Consider the following 15,898-nt stretch of genomic DNA (forward strand, 5'->3'; position numbering starts at 1 on the left):
CATGACGACGCTGGCTCGAAGCGCGTCAGAACAATCTGCTGGTTGTGACGTGGTTGTCGCTCGCCAATCACCTTCAGCCGTCTCCGATATCAAGGCTCTGTGAATAATTTGCCCACCGAACGAATGCTCGATGACGATCATTCGACAATCGTCTTTCCGAGCACGCGAGGCGGTGGCATCTTTTAGCCGTGGTTCCCGAGAAGAACCTTTGTTAGCTTCCGGTTGCGGCTATAAGGTCTCGGGATGGATTTGTAACGGAGGAGCGCGTTCCAATAGAGCACGTGAGGCGATGAGGACGCGTCCTACATTTTCTCGGCCAGCACGGCCTTTTGCCGTCGCAAGTGCGCTAGAAAAAGGGCCTGATAATCTACAGAAACGGCGCCGATCACACTAGCTCTTCCTCGGAGATTTCTACGCCAGGCGTTGATTTTGGGAACGTCCGCGAAAATTGACGCGACACCATCTATCTCTAAGGTGTCGAAGTAGCGGAAGATGGGGGCAAAGACCGCGTCTACCATGCCAAAGGTCTCACCGTCGAAGTACGGACCGAGGCCTGGGACGTTTTCGAGTTGGACCAGCCGTTCTTTGAACGACGTGGCTTTTACTTCGGCGCTGGCATGGTCCTTGGCGTTCAAGTACCCCCACGCCTCGCCCAGGGTCGCTGAGCCAAATTCAATCCAGGCTCGATGCTTGGCGCGTGCCAATGGATTGGCCGGGTAGAGATGTGGGCCGGGTTGCGTTTCGTCCAGATATTCGCAAATCGCCATACTTTCAAACAAGATCTCTTCTTCGCCGTCGGGCTGCTGGATTTGGAGCAAAGGGACCTTGGCAGTCGGTGACAGTGCCAAAAACCAAGCCGGCTTGGCGTCGAGATCCACGTTGATACGCTCGAACGCAAGTTGCTTTTCAAGCAAAACGATGGCGGCCCGCTGGACGAACGGGCACAGAGGGTGACTGATCAGAGTAAGCGAGGGCATTGTCATGTAAGGCTCGAATGGTCTGTATGCAGCGGCAGTGCACCAGGATGTTTTCCGTGTCTCTGCTCTTTTTGCTTCGCGGGAGGGGAAAGCGTGATGCCGAACGCAGCGCCTGCCACTCGTGCGCGAACAGAAGACGCTTTTCCCGGGCTCCGGCGTTGCTCGATCAGCGGTTGAGCATGCGACCGCCATCCACGACGATTTCCGATCCGACCGTCCAACGGGACTCGTCGGAGGCCAGGTACAGCACGGCTTTGGCCACCTCCTCCGGAGTACCGAAGCGGCCGAGTGGGATGGTGGCGGCAATATCCCTGTTGACTTGTTCGCGGTAGGCGTCGGGGATGCCGAGCTTGTCGTACAGCGGCGTGTCGACCGGGCCGGGGCTGACCGCATTGACGCGGACGCCGCGTCCAAGCAGTTCCGCCGAAAGCGTCTTCGACATATTCAGCACCGCAGCCTTGGTGGCCGCATAAACGGAGGAGCGCTCTGCGCCAACATGCGCACTGACGGACGTGTTGAGCACGACCGACGCCGGGCGAGCGAACACCGGCAGCAACGCCTGGAGCAAGAAGTACGGTCCCTTGACATTGACATCGAACGAGCGATCGAACATCTCTTCCGTCCATTCCTCGATCGGCAACCAGACGGATACACCAGCATTGAGAAAGGCAACGTCTAGTTGGCCATAGTGGTCCTTGACGGCTTGTGCCAGTTCCTTTTGGGCAGCGACGCTGGCCGAGTCGGCCCGTAGAACCGGAACCTCGGGTCCAAGTTCGGCTTGCGCCTTGGCGATCGAATCGGGATTGACTCCCGTGACGACGACGCGGGCGCCCTCGGCCAAAAACTGCTTCGCGGTTTCCAGACCGATGCCGCTGGTGCCGCCGGTGATAAGGGTGCGTTTACCTTGCAAGCGCGACATTGACTTCTCCTGTAAGTGACAACCAACCGTGGTCGACAGGGAGAAATGTGCACTTATGCCGATGTGGCGATAAGATGTCTGCTTTGAATATATTTCATGCTTCCGTTGCATGAATTGGGGGCCGCGTGGACCGATTTCTCTTGATGACGTGCTTCGCACGGGCCGTCGAGACGGGGAGTTTTTCTGCTGCAGGGCGAGATTTGGGATTGGGCCAACCCAACGTCAGCCGCTATGTAGCCGCGCTGGAGGACCATCTCCAAACGCGGCTGCTGCACCGATCCACACGAAAGCTTGCCCTGACGCCCGAGGGTGAACGCTACTATGCAGATATCCGCCGGATTCTTGACGCGGTGGACGAATCTGAATCGTCTTTCAGGAACAGTGTCGATCCATCGGGACTCTTGCGCGTGGCCTGTCCCACGGCGTTAGCGCATGCATATGTGTTGCCTCAGGTCCCGGTCTTTCTGGAGCGGTATCCCAGATTGACGCTGGATCTTCAGATCAGCGATCGCTACGTGAACCTTGTAGACGAGGGAGTCGAGCTCGCGATTCGCATTGGACATCTGGAGGACAGTGCGCTACGCGCCAGGCGCATGGGAATGTACGAGCGTGTGGCCGTGGCCAGCAAGGACTATCTGGCGAAACGCGGAGTTCCGGACACACCTGATGACCTGCGCGAACATGATTGCGTGGTCTATACTTTGCTGTCGTCCGGTGCGACATGGCGCTTTCGTGACGCCGATATTCCGGTCTCTGGGAGATTGCGGGTCAACTCACCCGAGGCCGTTCGAGCAGCGGTCACAGCAGGGTTAGGGGTCGGGCATGGGCCGGAATGGCTGTTCGAGGAAGGGTTAAAAAGCGGTCGTTTGCAGTTAATTCTGACCGGGCACTTTGCTCCGGCCGTCCCTGTTCAGATTGTCTATGTTGCAAACAGGTTGCTTCCAACACGGGCCATAGTGTTTATTGAATTCATTTCCGACGTATTTTCAAGGATTTCGGCTTTCAACAAAATCGCATTTCCGAAGCCTTAGGGGATTGATTGCGGCCAATCTGGGAGCATCCAGCAAAACCGAAGCCCGCGAAGCTGCGTCCAGCATCTGGCGGTCGTGGATTCCGGGATAGATGAAGGCAGCTTCGTTATGCCGACAGTCGATGGAAGCGTAGCTGTCGCTCGGAATTCCAGAAACCTGATCAGTGTGTACCGTATCGGGGCAAACTACTCTCGAAGTCGCCGGCAAGCGAGGCGAATCAGCCTATTCATACTACGAGCTCGACCTCGGCGACACATGGATCGAAGGTCAACGTGACGACGGCGAATATTACTGGTAACCCGTTCATCCAGACGGTCAGCAGAAAAGGGGTTGTCAGACACTTCGTGTTCGGGGCGGGTCGAAAATCACACCGTTGGCCCGACGACACGGGATGGTCGGCTCCGATCACATCAGCAGCCTGCCGGAAAAATCGCCGCATCACATGCCGCAGACGGGTAATCTCTCATACCATTCTGCAGCAAGCAGGATCAGCTGCGGCGGACGCTATCAGATACTCGGCTTCTTCCTGCACGACGGACCATCCCTCGCGCAGCATCCGCACGACTTCGTCGACCACGTCATAGCTCAGTCCGCAGCCCTCGATGTCCGTGACGCCCATGAGCGCGAGATCGGAGGCCGATGCTTCTCCAAAGGAAATTTTGAGGAACAGGGAATCCGCGCATAGCGCCGGTATCCTCCGTCTCACCGCTCAGGATTTCTTCGGCCAACAGGCCAGACATGCCGACGAGCATTTTCCAGTTCGCAGGTAGCTCGGGAACCGCAAACCCATGTTTCAACGCCACCTTGTGCATCTCCTCGGGGCAGGTGCGAGGACGGAACTGGCCGAGCCACGCGCACTCTTCGGAATTGCCACTCTCGTTTTTCCACACGACTGCGTCGCCAGCGCCGCCGAAGCGCTCGTAGAGCAACTTGTGGCCCGCTTCGTGGTATGCGGTGTTTCGGAGTTCTCTGGCAGCTATCTGCTCTTCCGTGTAATCGATCATGTTCGTTGAATGCGGTCTGTGCCGAAGCTAGGTATAGCTCAGTGAAAGGGCCATGGCGCCAAATGTGATGGGACGCTCCCCGTCGATGTGTATCCGCGCGAAGGTCCGGCTCGCATGAATCGATGGACCGTGAATCACTGCGCTCTGACCGGTATGGGCTCGTGGCCGGACCTCGGCCGTGCCCAAATTCGCCTGCGCCGGAGTGCGAGCAGCAATGGCCTGCGTCGGTTTTTGCTCCACATTTGTCGGCCATACAGTCTAGCGGCGGTGGGCCTCTCCCGAAGTTGTAGGCCATTGGATCGGCGAAGAAGGACGCCAGTCCGTGGCCTCACTCGCCTTGCGGAGCTTGGTCTGCTTTCGGAACGCTTGCGGCCGGGCGCTCTGGAATCGACCATTGGCGCGCGCACGGCAATGCGCGGGTGCTCCTTGGAGGGCTCCGGAAGGCACTTTCGGTTAGATATGGATACGCCTTGCGCTATGGGCGTTCCAGCGATGCATCACGTGCCCATATCCACATCTAATCGAAAGTCGTATCCGCATCTAATCGAAAGCTACACGCGCATGAACGCCTCCGTACTAACCCTGATTAAAAAATCTTATCGCGGTGAAAAATTCCGCATCTTATTGAGCCGATATCGGCTCGATATAGTGGCTCGCTTTCCCATCAGCAGGAGCCGCTTGATGACCACCGACGTCCGATTCACCGAAATCGAGGATCTGATGCCCGCCGCCGGCGGGCTGCGCGAGATCCGCCATCACATTCACCATCACCCGGAACTCGCGTACGAGGAGCATGAAACGGCCGCGCTCGTCGCGGACAAGCTCGAGCAATGGGGCTGGCAGGTGACGCGCGGGGTCGGGCAGACGGGTGTGGTCGGCACGCTGCGGGTCGGCGACGGCACGCGCAGCATTGGCATCCGCGCGGACATGGATGCGCTGCCGATCCTCGAGGCAACCGGCCTGCCGTATGCGAGCGGCACGCACGGCAAGATGCACGCGTGCGGCCACGACGGCCACACGACGATGCTGCTCGGCGCCGCGCAGCACCTCGCGAAGACGCGCAACTTCTCCGGCACCGTGCACCTGTATTTCCAGCCGGCCGAAGAGCACGGCGTCGACAGCGGCGCGAAGAAGATGATCGACGACGGCCTGTTCGAGCGCTTTCCGTGCGATGCGGTGTTCGGCATGCACAACCATCCGGGCGCGGCGCCCGGCGTGTTCCTCACGCGGCGCGGCCCGTTCATGTCGGCCGGCGACAAGGCGATCATCTCGATCGAGGGCGTCGGCGGCCACGCGGCGCGGCCGCACCTGACGGTCGACCCGGTGGTCGTCGCGGCGAGCATCGTGATGGCGCTGCAGACGATCGTCGCGCGCAACGTCGACCCGTCGCAGCCGGCGGTCGTCACGGTCGGCTCGATGCACGCCGGCACCGCGAACAACGTAATCCCGAACGGCGCGCGCCTCGAACTCAGCGTGCGTTCGTTCAGCCCGGAAGTGCGCGCGCTGCTGAAGCGCCGCATCGTCGAGCTCGCCGAATCGCAGGCCGCGAGCTACGGCGCGACCGCACACGTCGAGTACATCGAAGGCTATCCGGTCGTCGTCAATTCGGATGCCGAAACGGATTTCGCCGCGCAGGTCGCGCGCGAGCTGGTCGGCGACGCGCACGTCGTCGAGCAGGCCGACCTGCTGATGGGCAGCGAGGATTTCGCGTTCATGCTGCAGCAGCGGCCCGGCTCGTTCGTGCGGCTCGGCAACGGCGAAGGGGAAGACGGCTGCATGGTGCACAACCCGAAGTACGACTTCAACGATCGCAATCTGCCGATCGGCGCGGCGTTCTGGACGCGCCTCGTGGAGCGTTACCTCGGGCAGTAATCCCGGCGGCGGCGCGTGGCCGGCGCTTCCGGCCGCATTGAGAGGAGAGACGAACGATGCAGAAAGACCATCTCGCGCTGCACCCCGCGTCGACGGGCGCCGCCGGAACCGATACGCGCGGCGCACCGGCCGTCACGAAGCGCGGCGCGATCGCGGCGGCCGTGATCGGCAACTGGCTGGAGTTCTTCGATTTCACCGTGTACGGCTTTTTCGCAGTACTGATCGGCAAGCTGTTCTTCCCGTCGAGCGACCCGACCACGTCGCTGCTGCTGTCGGTCGCGACGTTTGCAGCCGGCTTCTTCACGCGGCCGCTCGGCAGCGTCGTGCTCGGCGTCTATGCGGACCGCCGCGGCCGCAAGGCCGCGCTGAACCTGACGATCATGCTGATGGCGCTCGGCACCGGCCTGATCGCGATCGCGCCGACCTACGCACAGGCCGGCGTGGCCGCGCCGCTGCTGGTCGTATGCGCGCGGCTGATGCAGGGCTTCTCGCAGGGCGGCGAATTCGGCGCCGCGACATCCACGCTGATCGAGCAGGGCGGCACGTCGCACCGTGCGTTCCGCGCGAGCTGGCAGCTCGCGACGCAGGGCGGCGCCGCGCTGATGGGGTCGGGTTTCGCGGCGCTGCTGTCGAACACGCTGACGAAGGATGCGCTCGAGGGCTGGGGCTGGCGCCTGCCGTTCTTCGTGGGCGTGCTGATCGCCCCGGTCGGTATGTACCTGCGCCGCCGGCTCGCGGACGATGCGCCCGGCGACAGCCATCACGGCATCGAACGCGGCGTGCTGCGCGAGCTGTTCTCGCGGCACACGCGCACGGTGCTGCTGTTGATGCTGACGGTGATGGGCGGCACGGTGTCGACCTACATCCTGACCTTCTACATGCCGACCTACGCAATCCATACGCTGGGGCTGCCGATGAAGCTGTCGATGTTCGTCGGCGTCGCGTCGGGCTGCGTGATGCTGGTGACGTGTCCGTTGTTCGGCTGGCTGTCGGACCGTCTCGGCAGCCGGCGCATGCCGATTTTCATCGGGCGCGGCGTGCTGGTTCTGCTGCTGTTCCCGGCGTTCTGGCTGATGAACCATCATCCGACGCTGTCCGTGATCCTGCCGCTGACCGCGCTGATGCTCCTGTTCTATTCGCTCGGGTCGGCATCCGAAATGGCGCTGATGTGCGAATCGCTGCCGCGCCATGTGCGCGCGACGGGGATCTCGATCGCGTATGCGCTCGCGGTGACGATTTTCGGCGGCACCGCGCAGCTGGTCGCGACCTGGCTCGTGAAGACGACCGGCAGCAAGCTCGCGCCGGCCGGCTATGTGGCCGCCTGCGTGGTGCTGTCGCTGATCGCGGTGGCGATGCTGCGCGAGACCGCGCGCGAGTCGATGGACTGACGTGCCGCGCCGGGGGCGGTGATCCGCGCCGGCTGGCGGGCGAGGATTTCGCGTTCGCCGGTCGGCGATCGGCGCGACGATTCGTACGGGCGATCCGCTGTTCGACATCGTCGATCCGCTAACCGACGCGATCACGACGGTATCGAGCAGCACCGACGGCGTGTTCTACGTGCGGCGCGCGATCCGCTTCGTGACGGCCGGCGCGTCGCTCGGCCGCGTGACGGGGGCGGTGCCGGTGCGCAACGGGATGTTGCTGGGCGCGTGAGCGGCCGGGCGGCACGCTGACCGAAAGGGGCCGTGCAATTTCGTTCTAGTCAAATTGACCAGGCTTTGCCGCGTCACTAAATTGGTGGTGCGGAGTTCGCTCCGCCCTCCGTGAGAAGGACGTTGCAATAGAGTCAGAGAGTTGAGCGGGCGGCGCATGCCGCCCGTCTTTTTATGCGCGAATTGTCGTATCGCGACACGACAATCGAGGCAGCCCACCGCGGCGCCCCGGAGCGGGGGAACGTCCCGCACGCGCGTGCCGGTCCGCCAGGCCGACTCACCCGCGCCGTGCCACCAGCTCCGACACCGTCTGCGCGGCCTGCTGCAGCGGCCCGAGAAACTCCTTCACCATCTGCTTCGCGGTATGCCGCTGCGCGTTGCCGCTGATGTTCATCGCGGCGATCACCTGCCCGCGCCGGTTGCGGATCGGCGCGGAAATCGACATCAGGCCCACTTCCAGTTCCTGGTCGACCACGGCCCAGCCTTGCTGGCGCGCCTGCGCGATCGTCGCCTTCAGCTCGCCGATGTCGGTGATCGTGCGGGGCGTGTGCGCGCGGATGTTGCTCTGCGCGAGCGTTTCGTCGAGCGTCGCGTCGTCGAGCGCGGACAGCAGCACGCGGCCCATCGACGTGCAGTACGCGGGCAGGCGGCTGCCGATCGACAGGTTGATCGTCATGATCTTGCGGGTCGGCACGCGCAGCACGTAGACGATCTCGGTGCGGTCGAGCACGGCGGCCGAGCAGCTTTCGTGGATCTGCGCGGACAATTGCTCCATCACCGGATCGGCGAGATTCCAGAACGGCATCGACGTGAGATACGCGAAGCCGAGCTCGAGGATCTTCGGCGTGAGCCGGAACAGCCGGCCGTCCGCTTCGACGTAGCCGAGCGTCTGCAGCGTCAGCAGGATCCGGCGCGCGCCCGCGCGGGTCAGCCCGGTGGCCGAGGCGACCTCGGTGAGCGTCTGCTCCGGGCGCTGGGCGTCGAACGCGCGGATCACCGCGAGGCCGCGCGCGAACGACTGCACATAGGAGTCGCCGGGTTTCGTCTGGATGTCTTCGGTTGTCATGAACGGTCGGATTGTCGTGCAGCCGAGAAGATAGCGCATGGGGCCTGACACGCCAACCGCCCCGCCGACCGGGCGCTTGACAGGTCGTCCCCGCACTCCCTATGATGCGTTGAACGTTCGATACACGATCTTATGTTCGTATATAGAACATTTAAGCGCATCCCGGCGGGCAATGCAAGGGGCGCGTTTCCTTCATTTCCCAGCCTTGCATGAGACCGGAGACACTGATGACCGAAGCTTTTCTGTGTGATGCGATTCGTACCCCGATCGGCCGTTACGGCGGCGCGCTGTCCGGCGTGCGCGCCGACGACCTCGGCGCGGTGCCGCTCAAGGCGCTCGTCGAGCGCAACCGCGACGTCGACTGGACGGCGATCGACGACGTGATCTACGGCTGCGCGAACCAGGCCGGCGAGGACAACCGCAACGTCGCGCGCATGTCCGCGCTGCTCGCGGGCCTGCCGCAGGGTGTGCCGGGTTCGACGATCAACCGGCTGTGCGGTTCCGGGATGGACGCGGTCGGCGTGGCCGCGCGCGCGATCAAGTCGGGCGAGGCCGCGCTGATGGTGGCCGGCGGCGTCGAAAGCATGACGCGCGCGCCGTTCGTGATGGGCAAGGCCGCCAGCGCGTTCGCGCGCCAGGCCGACATCTACGACACGACGATCGGCTGGCGTTTCGTCAATCCGCTGATGAAACAGCTGCATGGCGTGGATTCGATGCCGGAGACGGGCGAGAACGTCGCGGTCGACTACCACATCAGCCGCGCCGATCAGGATCTGTTCGCGCTGCGCAGCCAGCAGAAGGCCGCGCGAGCGCAACAGGACGGCACGCTCGCCGAGGAAATCGTGTCGGTTACGATTCCGCAGAAGAAGGGCGATCCGGTCGTCTTTTCGCGTGACGAGCATCCGCGCGAAACGTCGCTCGAAGCGCTCGCGAAACTGAAGGGCGTCGTGCGTCCGGACGGCTCGGTGACGGCCGGCAACGCGTCGGGCGTCAACGACGGCGCCGCGGCGCTGCTGCTCGCGAACGAGGCTACCGCGAAGCGCTTCGGCCTGACGCCGCGCGCACGCGTGCTCGGCATCGCGACGGCCGGCGTCGCGCCGCGCGTGATGGGCATCGGCCCCGCGCCGGCCACGCAGAAGCTGCTCGCGCGGCTCGGGATGACGATCGACCAGTTCGACGTGATCGAGCTGAACGAAGCGTTCGCGTCGCAGGGGCTGGCGGTGCTGCGCATGCTCGGCGTCGCCGACGACGATCCCCGCGTGAACCCGAACGGCGGCGCGATCGCGCTCGGCCATCCGCTCGGCGCGTCGGGCGCGCGTCTGGTCACGACCGCGATGTACCAACTGCATCGCACCAACGGCCGCTTCGCGCTGTGCACGATGTGCATCGGCGTCGGCCAGGGCATCGCCATCGCGATCGAACGCGTGTGATCCCGTGATGCGGTGAAGCGCGCGCGGCATGCGCGCTGCTTTACCGTGTTTCCTTTTCGAACGATGTGGCCGCGCCCGATCTTCGTGCCGGCCACATCGTCATTCAGCGGACGATGATTGCGCGAGGCGCGCGGCGAGCGCGTCGATCTCGGTGTCCGCGAATACCTCCACGCCATGCTGGCGCAGCAGCGCCGCCGTCACGCCGGCGCCGGCAAGCCGCCGGCCCGCAAAACTCCCGTCGTAAATGAAACGGCTTCCGCACGACGGACTCCCGTCCGCCAGGATCGCGAAGCGGCAATCGTGCGCGCGTGCCAGCGCAAGTGCGGTTTGCGCACCGTCGACGAACTGCGCTGTCACGTCGGTACCGTGCACGTCGACGATGCGCGCGGCACCCGCCAGAACGCGTTGCCCCGATTCGCCGTTCGCGATTTCGGCGGGTGGACGCGGCACGCTCATGCCCCCGGCGAGTTCGGGACACACGGGCACCAGACGCCCTTCACGCTGCCACCGTGCGAGCGTTTCGTGCGCGGCGGTCTTCGCCGAGCCGTTGTATCGGACGGGGTGACCGAGCACGCACATGCTGACGAGGATCTTCGGCGCGGCTGGCGGCTGCGGCGGGCTCTGCAATGTCGTTCTCCGTGTGGGTGGTATCGGGCGAACGGAAATACGTTCGAGAATGCCGGTTGAATGAAGCCGATCAGGCTGAGTCGTTTCGTTACGCGCAACGATTGCCTGAATTGGTGCGTCGCTTGACGCTATCCCATAACGCAATCGAATTGCATCCCGCAAAGCGCCGGGCGTGTTTATCACGGGATTATTTGATCGAAATCATCCTGAAGGCCGAATTCGAAATTTTACGCGCATCCGGATTAAGGTTTTTCCGGAAATTGCCGACAGTTGGAGGAGACCGTCGTGAAGCGATAAACCGTTTTTCGGCTACTGAGCGTGATTTTCGCGCCGCGCGGATCCTGTGCCGGATCCGCCTTTCGGAGCCCTGCATGCGCAACAACCAGCCTGTCACCCAGCAAGAATTCGAATTCCCCGACGACGTCACGCTGATGTCGACCACCGATGCCGACAGCATCATCACCTACGCGAACACGACGTTCGCGCACGTGAGCGGCTTCTCGACCGACGAACTCGTCGGCCAGCCGCACAACGTCGTGCGGCACCCGGACATGCCGAAGGAGGCGTTCGCCGACATGTGGGCGACGCTGAAGAACGGCGAACCGTGGACCGCGCTCGTGAAGAACCGCCGCAAGAACGGCGACCATTACTGGGTGCGCGCGAACGCGGTGCCCGTGATGCGCAACGGCGCGCCGCACGGCTACATGTCGGTGCGCACCCGCGCGCCGCGCGACGAGGTCGCGGCCGTCGACCCGCTGTATCGCGCGTTCAGCGAGGGCAAGGCGGGCCAGCGCCGCTTCCACAAGGGCTTGATCGTCCGGACCGGGCTGCTGCGCATCGCGTCGCTGCCGCAAACGATGTCGGTGCGCGCGCGCGTTCATGCGGCGCTGTGCGTGCTGGCGCCGGCCGTCGTCGGCGCAGGCTGGGCCTGCGGGCTGACCGGTGGCGGGCTCGCGGCGTTCGCGGCGGCGACGGCCGGTGTGTCGGTTGCCGCCGGGCTGTGGCTCGATGCGCAGATCGTGCGTCCGCTGAAGCAGCTGCACGACCAGGCGCTGAACGTCGCGACCGGCGAAAGCCGGCGTGGCGTGCGGATGAACCGCGTCGACGAGATCGGCATGACGCTGCGCACGATCAACCAGCTCGGATTGATGTTCCGCTGGCTCGTCGACGACGTCAGCGAGCAGGTGCACAACGTGCAGCGCGCGAGCAACGAGATCGCGCAGGGCAACAACGACCTGAGCGCGCGCACCGAACAGGCCGCGTCGAGCGTGCAGCAGACGGCCGCGTCGATGGCCGAGATGACGGCCACCGTCGACAGCAATGCGGAGACTGCGCTGCAGGCGAATCGCTTTGCGGTGTCCGCGAGCGATGCGGCCGAACGCGGCGGCCAGGCGGTGAGCGAGGTCGTCACGACGATGCGCGACATCACTGAGAGCTCGCGCAAGATCGCCGACATCATCGGCGTGATCGACGGGATCGCGTTCCAGACCAACATCCTCGCGCTGAACGCGGCAGTCGAAGCGGCGCGCGCGGGCGAACAGGGGCGTGGTTTCGCAGTGGTTGCCGGCGAGGTACGGGCGCTCGCACAGCGCAGCGCGAACGCGGCGAAGGAAATCAAGACGCTGATCGGCGCGAGCGTCGACCGGGTCGAGTCGGGTGCCCGGCGGGTCGACGATGCCGGCAGGACGATGGAGGACATCGTCACGCAGGTGAAGCGCGTGTCGGACCTGATCGCGGAGATCAGCTCGTCGACGGCCGAGCAGAGCACCGGCGTCGCGCAGGTCGACCAGGCGGTCGTGCATCTGGACAACATCACGCAGCAGAACGCCGCGCTGGTCGAGCAAAGCGCGGCGGCGTCGGAAAGCCTCAAGCAGCAGGCGACGCGGCTCGTCGATGCGGTGAACGTGTTTCGGTAATCGTCGGCGGCGAATCTCGGGTTTCCGATTCGACGAGATTCGAATGGGTATCGGATAAAAATGGATTTTTTGATTCACGTATAAACCAAATGTTCGGCTGAATCAAGATGATGCAAATCTAATGCATATTTACCCGGGCCCGGCATAAGGTTTTCGTCAGATTTGCCGAAAGCGCAGGAGTGTGACCGAACGCACGCGGGCCGACCGCGCTGCGTACGGTCTCGATCCCATCCACAAGCGGACGCAAGATCCGCAACCCGGAACTCCACACCATGCGCAATAACCAGCCTGTCACGCAACGCGAATTCGAATTTCCCGACGACGCGACGCTGATGTCGACCACCGACGCGGACAGTTACATCAAGTACGCGAATGCCGCGTTCATCCAGGTCAGCGGATTTTCTCCCGAAGAGATCGAAGGTCAGCCGCACAACGTCGTGCGGCATCCCGATATGCCGAAAGAGGCGTTCGCCGACATGTGGGCGACGCTGAAGAACGGTGAGCCGTGGACCGCACTCGTGAAGAACCGCCGCAAGAACGGCGATCACTACTGGGTGCGCTCGAATACGGTGCCGGTGATGCGCAACGGGCAGCCGACCGGCTACATGTCGGTGCGCACGAAGGCGTCGCGCGACGAGATCGCGGCGGCCGACGCGCTGTATCGCGCGTTCCGCGAAGGCAAGGCGGGTAACCGCCGTTTCCACAAGGGGCTGATCGTCCGGACCGGGCTGATGCGCATTGCGTCACTGCTCCAGACGATGTCGGTACGGGCGCGGCTGCATTCGACGCTGTGCGTGCTCGTGCCGGCCGTCGTCGGCGCGGGCTGGGCCTGCGGGCTGACTGGTGGTGGGCTCGCGGCGTTCGCGGCGGCGACGGCCGGCGTGTCGGTTGCCGCCGGGCTGTGGCTCGACGCACAGATCGCACGGCCGCTGATGCAGTTGCGCGATCAGGCGTTGCGCGTCGCGACCGGCGAGAGCCGCACCGGCGTCGCGATGGATCGCGTCGACGAGATCGGCATGACGCTGCGCACGATCAACCAGCTCGGGCTGATGTTCCGCTGGCTCGTCGACGACGTCAGCGAGCAGGTGCACAACGTGCAGCGCGCGAGCAACGAGATCGCGCAAGGCAACAACGACCTGAGCGCGCGTACCGAGCAGGCGTCCACCAGCGTGCAGCAGACGGCCGCATCGATGGCCGAGATGACGGCCACGGTGTCGAGCAATGCGGAGACGGCGCTGCAGGCGAACCAGTTGTCGGTGTCCGCGAGCGACGCGGCCGAGCGCGGCGGGCAGGCGGTGAGCGAGGTCGTCGCGACGATGAACGACATCACGGCGAGTTCGCGCAAGATTGCCGACATCATCGGCGTGATCGACGGGATCGCGTTCCAGACCAACATCCTCGCGCTGAACGCGGCGGTCGAAGCGGCGCGCGCGGGCGATCAGGGCCGCGGTTTCGCGGTGGTCGCCGGCGAGGTGCGGGCGCTCGCGCAGCGCAGCGCGAACGCGGCGAAGGAAATCAAGACGCTGATCGGCGCGAGCGTCGACCGCGTCGAATCCGGCGCACGCATCGTTGATGGCGCCGGCAAGACGATGGAGGACATCGTCACGCAGGTGAAGCGCGTGTCGGACCTGATCGCGGAAATCAGCTCGTCGACGGCCGAGCAGAGCACCGGCGTCGCGCAGGTCGATCAGGCGGTCGTGCATCTGGACAACATCACGCAGCAGAACGCGGCGCTGGTCGAGCAAAGCACGGCGGCGTCGGAGAGCCTCAAGCAGCAGGCGACGCGGCTGGTGGATGCGGTGAACGTGTTTCGGTGAAAGCGGGGCGCGGAGGTGACGCGGACACGGCGGAGAGGGGTACCGGCCCGCGTCGTGACCGCCCGGTTCCGGCCGGGCGGTCAGGGCCTGTCACGGACGCGACAGGCCTTGAACCATCAAACAGCCAGGCAGAGGTACTTGATCACGACGTAGTCGTCGATGCCGTAGTGTGAGCCTTCGCGGCCGAGGCCCGACTGCTTGACGCCGCCGAACGGTGCGACTTCGTTCGAGATCAGGCCCGTGTTCACGCCGACCATCCCGTATTCGAGCGCTTCGGCGACCTTCCACACGCGGCCGATGTCGCGACTGAAGAAGTAGGCGGCGAGACCGAACTCGGTGTCGTTCGCGAGGCGGATCACCTCGTCGTCGCTGCTGAACTTGAACAGCGGCGCAAGCGGCCCGAACGTCTCTTCCTTAGCGACCTTCATCGCCGGCGTGACGCCCGTCAGCACGGTCGGCTCGAAGAAGCCGTGGCCGAGCGCATGGCGCTTGCCGCCCGTCACGACGGTCGCGCCCTTCGCGAGCGCGTCCTCGATGTGCGCCTCGACCTTCAGCACGGCCGCTTCGTTGATCAGCGGACCCTGCGTGACGCCCGGCTCCGTGCCGCGACCGACCTTCAGCTGGCCGACCGCCGCCGCGAGCTTCTGCGCGAACTGGTCGTACACGGCTTCGTGCACGTAGAAGCGGTTCGTGCACACGCACGTCTGGCCGCTGTTGCGGTACTTCGACGCGATCGCGCCCTGCACGGCGGCATCGAGATCGGCATCGTCGAACACGATGAACGGCGCGTTGCCACCAAGCTCCAGCGACACCTTCTTGACCGTCGTCGCGCATTGCGCCATCAGCAGACGGCCGACCGGCGTCGAGCCGGTGAACGACAGCTTGCGCACGATCGGGTTCGACGTCAGCTCGCCGCCGATCGCCTTCGGGTCGCCCGTGACGACACTGAACACGCCGGCCGGCACGCCCGCACGCTCGGCCAGCACGGCCATCGCGAGCGCGGAGAACGGCGTCGCCTCGGCCGGCTTCACGACGATCGGGCAGCCCGCCGCGAGCGCCGGGCCGACCTTGCGGGTGATCATCGCCGCCGGGAAGTTCCACGGCGTGATCGCCGCGCACACGCCGATCGCTTCCTTCGTCACGACGATGCGCTTGTCGCTCGCCGGCGTCGGGATCGTGTCGCCGTACACGCGCTTGCCTTCTTCCGCGAACCACTCGAGGAACGATGCCGCGTAGCCGATCTCGCCCTTCGCCTCGGCCAGCGACTTGCCCTGCTCGGTGGTGAGGATCAGCGCGAGGTCGTCGGCGTTTTCCATCATCAGGTCGTGCCACTTGCGCAGGATCGCCGCGCGTTCCTTCGCGGTCTTCTTGCGCCACGCCGGCCATGCGGCGTTCGCGGCTTCGATCGCGTGACGCGTCTCGGCCGTGCCCATCGCCGGCACGGTGCCGAGCAGGCCGCCGGTCGCCGGGTTGCGGACTTCGAACGACTCGCCGTTCGCCGCGCCTTGCCATTCGCCGTTGACGTACGCCTGCTGGCGGAACAGCGACGGATCTTTCAGTGCCAGGGTTTCCTGAACCGTGCTCATA

Annotated in this window: 12 protein-coding genes; 6 read left to right on the forward strand and 6 right to left on the reverse strand. The window is 64.5% G+C overall.

All coding sequences use genetic code 11. The features are described 5' to 3' along the window. Window positions 1-302: 302 nt before the first annotated feature. Both FFI87_RS18235 and FFI87_RS18240 read right to left on the reverse strand, forming a co-directional pair. On the reverse strand, window positions 303-983 hold the full coding sequence (locus FFI87_RS18235) for a glutathione S-transferase family protein (RefSeq protein WP_138849586.1): 681 nt from the start codon (window positions 981-983) through the stop codon (window positions 303-305). Between the two features lie 160 nt (window positions 984-1,143). After that, on the reverse strand, window positions 1,144-1,896 hold the full coding sequence (locus FFI87_RS18240; RefSeq protein ID WP_124904967.1) for an SDR family oxidoreductase: 753 nt from the start codon (window positions 1,894-1,896) through the stop codon (window positions 1,144-1,146). 143 nt (window positions 1,897-2,039) lie between these two features. Here FFI87_RS18240 and FFI87_RS18245 point away from each other — a divergent pair, with 143 nt between their 5' ends. Beyond that, complete coding sequence (locus tag FFI87_RS18245) at window positions 2,040-2,927, forward strand: LysR family transcriptional regulator (RefSeq protein ID WP_212061469.1); 888 nt, start codon at window positions 2,040-2,042, stop codon at window positions 2,925-2,927. 578 nt (window positions 2,928-3,505) lie between these two features. Here FFI87_RS18245 and FFI87_RS18250 read toward each other — a convergent pair. Next, window positions 3,506-3,931, reverse strand: a complete 426-nt coding sequence (locus tag FFI87_RS18250; protein WP_012366929.1) for a hypothetical protein — start codon at window positions 3,929-3,931, stop codon at window positions 3,506-3,508. A gap of 681 nt (window positions 3,932-4,612) precedes the next feature. Here FFI87_RS18250 and FFI87_RS18255 point away from each other — a divergent pair. Together FFI87_RS18255 and FFI87_RS18260 are read left to right on the forward strand one after the other, a co-directional pair. Then, window positions 4,613-5,803, forward strand: a complete 1,191-nt coding sequence (locus tag FFI87_RS18255) for a M20 aminoacylase family protein (RefSeq protein WP_138849584.1) — start codon at window positions 4,613-4,615, stop codon at window positions 5,801-5,803. 56 nt (window positions 5,804-5,859) lie between these two features. Further along, window positions 5,860-7,191 carry an MFS transporter gene (locus FFI87_RS18260; RefSeq protein ID WP_138849583.1) on the forward strand — a complete coding sequence of 444 codons (1,332 nt, stop codon included), beginning with the start codon at window positions 5,860-5,862 and terminating at the stop codon, window positions 7,189-7,191. Between the two features lie 541 nt (window positions 7,192-7,732). Here FFI87_RS18260 and FFI87_RS18270 read toward each other — a convergent pair. Further along, the gene (locus tag FFI87_RS18270) at window positions 7,733-8,521 is read right to left on the reverse strand and encodes an IclR family transcriptional regulator (protein ID WP_006750374.1); all 789 of its coding nucleotides are present in this window, start codon (window positions 8,519-8,521) and stop codon (window positions 7,733-7,735) included. 227 nt (window positions 8,522-8,748) lie between these two features. Here FFI87_RS18270 and pcaF point away from each other — a divergent pair, with 227 nt between their 5' ends. Further along, window positions 8,749-9,951, forward strand: a complete 1,203-nt coding sequence (gene pcaF / locus FFI87_RS18275; RefSeq protein WP_012366924.1) for a 3-oxoadipyl-CoA thiolase — start codon at window positions 8,749-8,751, stop codon at window positions 9,949-9,951. 99 nt (window positions 9,952-10,050) lie between these two features. Here the strand turns inward: pcaF and FFI87_RS18280 are convergent, their stop codons facing one another. Then, window positions 10,051-10,530 carry a DUF523 domain-containing protein gene (locus tag FFI87_RS18280; protein ID WP_175709658.1) on the reverse strand — a complete coding sequence of 160 codons (480 nt, stop codon included), beginning with the start codon at window positions 10,528-10,530 and terminating at the stop codon, window positions 10,051-10,053. A 419-nt stretch (window positions 10,531-10,949) separates the two neighbouring features. Between FFI87_RS18280 and FFI87_RS18285 the strand changes: the two genes are divergently transcribed. Further along, complete coding sequence (locus tag FFI87_RS18285) at window positions 10,950-12,494, forward strand: PAS domain-containing methyl-accepting chemotaxis protein (protein WP_138850234.1); 1,545 nt, start codon at window positions 10,950-10,952, stop codon at window positions 12,492-12,494. 272 nt (window positions 12,495-12,766) lie between these two features. Further along, window positions 12,767-14,311 (forward strand): PAS domain-containing methyl-accepting chemotaxis protein, encoded by a 1,545-nt coding sequence (locus tag FFI87_RS18295; protein WP_138849580.1) that lies wholly within the window; start codon window positions 12,767-12,769, stop codon window positions 14,309-14,311. Between the two features lie 116 nt (window positions 14,312-14,427). Here FFI87_RS18295 and gabD read toward each other — a convergent pair whose 3' ends face one another. Further along, complete coding sequence (gabD, locus tag FFI87_RS18300; protein ID WP_012366920.1) at window positions 14,428-15,897, reverse strand: NADP-dependent succinate-semialdehyde dehydrogenase; 1,470 nt, start codon at window positions 15,895-15,897, stop codon at window positions 14,428-14,430. Window position 15,898 lies beyond the last annotated feature (1 nt).

Origin of the sequence: Burkholderia sp. KBS0801 (genome assembly GCF_005937855.2) — a bacterium.
In the GTDB taxonomy this organism is placed as follows: domain Bacteria; phylum Pseudomonadota; class Gammaproteobacteria; order Burkholderiales; family Burkholderiaceae; genus Burkholderia; species Burkholderia ambifaria.